1 pseudogene is annotated in these 412 nt (G+C 67.5%); it reads left to right on the top strand.

From position 1 onward, the window contains the following. Window positions 1–412, top strand: a pseudogene (locus EEB19_RS26550) (methyl-accepting chemotaxis protein); the annotation flags it as partial.

Here is a 412-nt window from a genome sequence, read left to right as displayed (position 1 = left end):
TACCAGTTCAAGGCGATGGTCGAACACCTCAACGGCATGATGGCCAGTTCGCAGGCCAGCATTGCCGATGTTTCCGACGTGCTGCGCGCGATCTCGCACGGTGACCTGACCGCACGCATGGACGGTGAGTACGACGGCGTGTTCGCGCGCATGCGCGACGACGCCAATACCACCACCGCGCAGCTGACGGGCATTGTGCGGGGCATCCAGGTGGCTGCCGACAGCATCAACAACGCGGCCCAGGAACTGGCCGCCGGCAACAACGACCTGTCGCGCCGCACGGAGCAGCAGGCGGCCAACCTGGAGGAAGCTGCCGCGTCGATGGAGGAGCTGACCTCCACCGTGCGCCAGAACGCCGAGCTGGCGCGTCAGGCCGACAGCGAAGCGCATGCCGCCGGTGCCGCCGTACGCG

This window comes from Gordonia sp. OPL2, from assembly GCF_003797825.1.
Classification (GTDB): Bacteria; Actinomycetota; Actinomycetes; order Mycobacteriales; family Mycobacteriaceae; genus Gordonia.
The sequence above is the reverse complement of the archived record's forward strand: the minus strand, read 5'-3'. Positions and strand labels throughout refer to the sequence as shown.